This is a genomic window from Natrarchaeobius chitinivorans (assembly GCF_003841505.1).
Lineage (GTDB): Archaea > Halobacteriota > Halobacteria > Halobacteriales > Natrialbaceae > Natrarchaeobius > Natrarchaeobius chitinivorans.
The window spans coordinates 1-6012 of sequence record NZ_REGA01000041.1; the positions used below are offsets into that span (position 1 = coordinate 1).

The 6012-nt window shown below is 58.3% G+C and carries 4 protein-coding genes, 1 tRNA gene and 2 pseudogenes; 4 read left to right on the top strand and 3 right to left on the bottom strand.

Annotation, left to right across the window (positions count from 1 at the left end):
• From EA473_RS21685 to EA473_RS21695, 3 genes and pseudogenes are all read right to left on the bottom strand, one after another.
• Positions 1 to 191: pseudogene (locus EA473_RS21685) on the bottom strand (IS4 family transposase); the annotation flags it as partial.
• Positions 192 to 395: 204 nt separating this feature from the next.
• A tRNA-Ile gene (locus EA473_RS21690) sits at positions 396 to 469 on the bottom strand.
• A 67-nt stretch (positions 470 to 536) separates the two neighbouring features.
• The gene (locus EA473_RS21695; protein WP_124197686.1) at positions 537 to 1148 is read right to left on the bottom strand and encodes an FxsA family protein; all 612 of its coding nucleotides are present in this window, start codon (positions 1146 to 1148) and stop codon (positions 537 to 539) included.
• Positions 1149 to 1286: 138 nt separating this feature from the next.
• On the opposite strand from EA473_RS21695, the gene EA473_RS21700 reads away from it, so the two are divergent.
• The 4 genes and pseudogenes from EA473_RS21700 to EA473_RS21715 all read left to right on the top strand — a co-directional run bounded on the left by EA473_RS21700 (position 1287) and on the right by EA473_RS21715 (position 5616).
• Positions 1287 to 2960 carry a DUF255 domain-containing protein gene (locus tag EA473_RS21700; protein WP_124197687.1) on the top strand — a complete coding sequence of 558 codons (1674 nt, stop codon included), beginning with the start codon at positions 1287 to 1289 and terminating at the stop codon, positions 2958 to 2960.
• Positions 2961 to 3041: 81 nt separating this feature from the next.
• Positions 3042 to 3845 (top strand): TrmB family transcriptional regulator, encoded by an 804-nt coding sequence (locus EA473_RS21705; protein ID WP_124197688.1) that lies wholly within the window; start codon positions 3042 to 3044, stop codon positions 3843 to 3845.
• A 64-nt stretch (positions 3846 to 3909) separates the two neighbouring features.
• Positions 3910 to 4251 (top strand): annotated as a pseudogene (locus EA473_RS21710) (maltose acetyltransferase domain-containing protein); the annotation flags it as partial.
• 177 nt (positions 4252 to 4428) lie between these two features.
• Positions 4429 to 5616, top strand: coding sequence for a hypothetical protein (locus tag EA473_RS21715; protein WP_124197689.1), 1188 nt, complete (start codon positions 4429 to 4431; stop codon positions 5614 to 5616).
• Positions 5617 to 6012 lie beyond the last annotated feature (396 nt).

Sequence of the window (6012 nt, forward strand, 5' to 3'; positions counted from 1 at the left end):
GTCTCATCAGCTGTCGAGTTGTAGCTGCGTCTGAAGCCAGCGAGTGTTCGGCTTTCGCCTGCGGCGAAACCGAACACGAATGCCCAGACGAATGCGGGAATCTGGAGCTTGCGGTCGCGTTCGACCACGCCGAGTTCCTCGGCGTGCTCTTCGAGGAACTCGGAGGGAAACAATGTAGTGAGCCGACGCATAATCCGAGATGAGGAGGTTTCGTTGTGCACACTCGATACCTCCTCATTCCTTCCGAAAAGTATCCACGATAAGCTGTCGCTGTCACGTGGTTTCACGCTTAGCTAAAGACGGATACCTGATCCGCCAAATGGGATTCAGTTGTAACAAGTTTCTCGAGTTCGATACGCTACGCGCCGCTCGCGAATTTGTTCGCGGCGAGAAGATGGGCCAACTCGGATTTGAACCGAGAGCCTCCACCTTATCAGAGTGGCGCTCAACCTGATTGAGCTATTGGCCCGCGTCGCATCCGATAGTTGCTCGGTGGTACGTTTAAGCGTTTCTTTCCGTGGATGCCGTGAGAACCGCTAGCGAGCGCGGGGGTCGCGGTCGTCTCCGTCGGTATCGGCGTCCGACGAACTCGAGGCACTCCCATCACCGAAGTCGATCGTGTAGCCGTCGCCGGCGTCGACGGTGTAGGCGTCCTCGCCGAGGTCGTAGGTATCGCCGTCTGTCGATCCAGTACTCGATCCCGTCTGCCCCATCTGTTCGCCCTCGGGAAAGCCGTACGTCCAGACGGTCCCGCTGACCAGCCCGTCGGTCTTTTTGTCGGCGTACGGGACGATGACGAACCGCTTGAGGCCGGCGCGGATGGGAATCCGGGTGAGCGGGAGCACGAGCAGGAAGCCGATGGCGTCGGTCACCAGCCCGGGGGTGAGCAGGAACGCACCCGAGGCGATCAACAGCCCGCCGTCGAGTAGCTCGTTCGTCGGTGGCTCCCCCCGAGAGAGCGATCGTTGCATCTTTCGAATCGTCCGCCGGCCTTCCGCGCGGACGAGCAACATCCCGATCAGTCCCGTCAGGACGACGAGCAAGACCATCCCGACCCAGCCGAGCATCTCGGTCTGGCTGACGACGATCGCGAGGATCACCGCGTCGAGAAACGGGATGAGCAACAGCGCGAAGATCCACCGGAGCATGCGCCGATATAGCCGACCGAGGGTGAAAACCCTTTACTCTCGAGTCAGGGGCCGATCCCGCTGCCGAATGGAGGCTGGCGGGGACCGTCGTCGAATCGCGAGCGAAGGGCTTACGCCCGCGACTCCCGAGGATCCGATATGAACGACGAGACGCACGTCGAGTGGCGCGAGTGGGGGCGGGAGGCCTTCGACGAGGCGAGAGAGAAAGACGTCCCCGTGTTGCTCTCGCTCACCGCGACGTGGTGTGAACACTGCCACGAGATGGACCGCGAGACCTACGCCGAACCCAGAATCGCGGCGAACGTCAACGACAGCTTCGTTCCCGTCCGCGTCGACGTCGACCGCTTCCCGCGGGTTCGCGATCGGTACAACATGGGCGGCTTCCCGTCGACGGTCTTTCTCGCGCCCGGCGGCGGCGTCCTCACCGGTGCCGGCTACCTCGGTCCCGACGGCATGCGACAGGTACTCGATAGCGTCCGGACGATGTGGCAGACCAACGGCAGCGGCGCGGCTCGAACACCCCGTTCGCTTCGAGAGGACGATCCGCCAGGGGGCGATCTGACGGCCGACGTCGAGGCCGCGATGCTCGGCCAGCTGACCGAGACGTACGACGAGGTCGCCGGCGGCTGGGGTACCAGTCCGAAGTTTCCGCTCCCCGACGCACTCGAGTTCGCGCTCAAACGCGATCGAGAGATGGCGCTGCGGTCGTTCGACGCCGTGGGTGCAAATCTCCTCGACGAGTACGACGGCGGCTTCTACCGCTTTGCGACCGAACGGGACTGGGCCGGCCTCCAGTACGAGAAGCTGCTCGACTCGAACGCGGCGCTCGTTCGCGCGTTCGCGAACGCGTACCTTCACACTGGCGCGGACGAGTACCGCGAACCGGCCGAGCGAACGATCGAGTACCTGACTACGACGCTGTGGAACGACGACGTCGACGCGTTCGCCAACAGCCAGCCACCGGGCGAGGACGACGCGCACGTCCTCGACGCCACCGATCGCGCCACGGCCCCGGAGCCGCCGGTCGACGAGCGTGTCTTCGCCGGTCCGAACGCGCTCGCGGTCGAGGGACTGTTGACCTACTGCGCCTACACGGACGACGAGCGCGCGCGCCGGTACGCCGAACGCGCACTCGAGACGCTCCGGACCGACCTCCTCGAAGACGGCGTCGTCGTCCACGCACACGCGGGTACGATCGACACCGATCACGGAGACGCTGCCGAGGGCGGTGGGTCGGATCCGGCGTGTCTGCTCGCGAATCAGGCGCGCGCGCTGGCCGCGTTGACGGCTGGCGCGAGCGTGCTCGGAACGAAGTCACTCGCGGACGCGACGTCGGTCGCCGATACGACGATCGAGCGGCTTCGCGACGACGACTCGTTTCTCGACGGTCCCAGGGAGGGGGTCGGTCTCCTCGACCGTCCGCTCCGTCCACTCGACTCGAACGTCGCGTTCGCGGACGCACTCCTCAACCTCGCCGTACTCACCGGCGAGGACCGGTACCGGACCGTCGCGCGGGAAACGCTCGAGTCGTTCGCCGGAGCCAGCGACCGGTTCGGCGTCCAGATCGCCCGCTACGCCACGGCCGTCTCGAGGCTGCTCGAGGGCCCGCTGGTCGTCCGGGTCGCCGACGCGCCCGGATCGGATCTCCACCGGGCGGCGTTGCGCCTCGCCGACCACGAGAAAGTCGTCGTTCCGGACGCGGCCGGCGATCTCGAGGCGGGGACGGCACGGGTCGAGCTCGGTGACCGAGTTTCGGCGGTCGTCGAAACTCCGGAACAGTTGAGTGAACAGCTTCGGGACGTTCTCGCTTGATCTCGGCCCTGAACCGACCTAATTGCCGAAACCACACAACTACCGCAGCGTTTATAGCGTTCCAGTTGGTTTCGTTAGAGTATGGCGAGCCTCAGGGACCTCGGCCTTTCGGAGTACGAAGCCCGAGCGTATCGGTCGCTGTTGAACACCGGTCCGACAACGGCCAAAGAGTTGTCTCGAGCGAGCGACGTCCCGATGGGGCGCATCTACGACGTGCTCAACAGCATCGAACAGTACAACCTCGTCCGGAGCCAGACCGCGAGTCGTCCGAAGAAGTACGTCGCCGTCGAGCCGTCGACCGCGCTCGATCGCCTCCTCGAGGACAAGAAGCGCGAACTCGAGGAGAAGGCGGACCAGTACGAGTCGATCGTCGACGACCTCTCGGACGAACTCGACGCGGCCGAACCGATCGAGGATCAGTTCTGGACCGCGGCCGTCGGCCCGGAGGAGACGACGAATCTCCTGTTAGAGCGTCTCGCAGCCGCGGACGAGCACATCGTCATGGTCGCCGCGGACCCGATTCCCGAACGAGACATCCAGGCGGTCAGCGAGGACGTGGTCGAACAACTCGAGAGCGCGCTCGACAGGGGCGTTTCGGTCGACGTCTTGATGACCCGAAACATGGTCGGCTCGCTCTCCGAGAAGGTCGGCGAGCGCTACCGTGGGACGCTCCAGGCTCGGCGCGATTTCGACGTCCGGATCAACGACGACGTGACCGGCTCGTTCAACCTCATCGACGACGTCGAACTCTGCATACAGGTTCCGAATCCACTCTCGTCGGGCGACGCGTTCGGCATGATCGACCTCAAGGATCCGGAGTTCGCCGCGAACGTCCGCGAGGAGTTCGTCCCGCGGTGGGAAGAGGCGGAGCCGCTCGAGTTCTGATCGGCAGTGTACTGTCCGGAGCGGAGGCCGGAATACGTATCCGATCCGGTTGTCACCCGTAGTCATGGGCAGTGAAAAAGAGAAGATGCTAGCCGGGGACCGATACGACGCCGGCGGTCCCGAACTCGTCGCCGACCGGGAACGTGCCCGCGATCTCACGCGACGGTACAATCGAACGACATCGGACGATCGGCAGACACGGCGAAACCTACTGGGAGAACTCCTCGGCTCACTTGGCGACGAGTGTTACGTCGAGCCCCCATTTCGCTGTGACTACGGATACAACATCCACGTGGGGGAGAACTTCTATGCGAACTTCGACTGCGTCGTCCTCGATGTGTGTCGAGTCGACATCGGCCAGAACTGTCTGGTTGGGCCGGGCGTCCATACCTGCAGTGTCCATCCACCATTTACGTGATGAATATAGAGTTGAATCCAATCGCGCTCTTATCTTCTGAGATTTCATCACTACAATCTTTCAGACAAACCTCATTCGCTCCCCTGCTGAACACCACTCTGTTTTGTCTCACTTAAATGGTTTAGCCACAACAAATTAGATAGAGACACTTCAAAATTTCAACGAATGAAAGAAGGTCAACAGGACGACGTTGATTTCGCCTTCCTCGACGATGTTGACGAATTAATTCGAGAATCGGCCACTCGACCTCCAACTACGGACAACTATCTGTCAGAATCACGAATGAGATACCTGCTTCATGGAGAAACAGGATCATACAGTGATTCTGCTCTCGAAGAAAAAGTCAACGAGAGGGCAAATGAATTATCTGTCCGAATTCGACGATTGCTGTATGATATAACAGCATTAGAGCATGATGATCGGCTGAGCGACATTGATGATAACTGGAATTACTTACCAGACGTGTCCAAGCCTGAGCACTGGTCTATGCGGAATTTACACGGTCGCGATACGAAAAGTGACTTGGACAATTCAGAGTTTCAATTAGGATTTAGTATTGGGCTTGCCTTGAGTACACTAACGGGGACCGTTTTTGACAATAGACGTGCTCAAGATTTCTTATCTGGGTTTACACTTGCGTATCATACCGATGACCACTACAAAGAGAAGGGACCATCACAAACAGAGACCAATGAATACGAAATAGCTGACGGAAGAGCAGAGGTTTTGGAGAGATACGATATAAAGCCCACTCCATATCTCGATGAAGTTATTCATATCACTAATATTGGTCTAAGCGAGATGAATGGGGACCCCCCTCTTCGGCCGAGAGAGGCTACTGAAAGGTATGTTGAAAACAGACTTGGTGAATCATTCGGGAAATATAGTACTCTTCGTCTGGAATTGGATGAGGAATGGAACTCTATCAATGAAGCATCTGTTCCCGGTATCAATGTGAAGCAAGCTTTGGAGACGCTTTGGAATCTTCGGGTTTCCAAGGAGACTGGTCAAAATATCACCTCTGAGACAATTGCCTTGGCAATGGGTAAGTCAGCTACACATAAAAGAACAGTGAGTAACGTTTTCAATAATCTATCGGAAGAGGGTAAAAGTCCATCAAACAGACTGATTACAACCTACAAACACCGAGAAGTTGTTTATTGGTCCGGACAAAGTTGGAAGTTTACAGACTATGGAAAGGCACTTGCCCATCATGTATTCAGGTATAATCAAAATGCAGAATGGATACAAAAGGAAGCCATTGGTGTCGATCCCAATCATTCTGGCCGAGGAGTTAAGTCTGAGAAGGATTCCAGGATATTAGACAGCTGTTTATCTTCGATCTATAGTTAGCGGGCTTTGCCACTCTTCCCGGTGTCTGTTGGGGGTTGAGGACGGACTTGACAATACTATATGCGGTTGAGCCAATTTTGGTCTCAAACCTACTTAAACGAATTTCTCACACCCCTCTCTAGGCTCAGCTATGCACAGGTTATCTCCCTCGTTCAATACACAATGTCGTCTCGAAAGGTCTCACCACCATCCGTTCTAGTTTAACAGATCGGGGTATCCAGAGACGCCAAGCTAGAATCGTCAGTAACTAGGAATGTGAGAATCCGGTGGGAAGTGTGTACAAACCACCGGACTCAGTAGTTGTGAACCGAATTCAAAGAGCGTTTCCATCTGATGAGTTGCGCGAGCGTGCTCGCGCAACGAATCTCATCCAGCGAGAGCGGAAACTCGACGTCG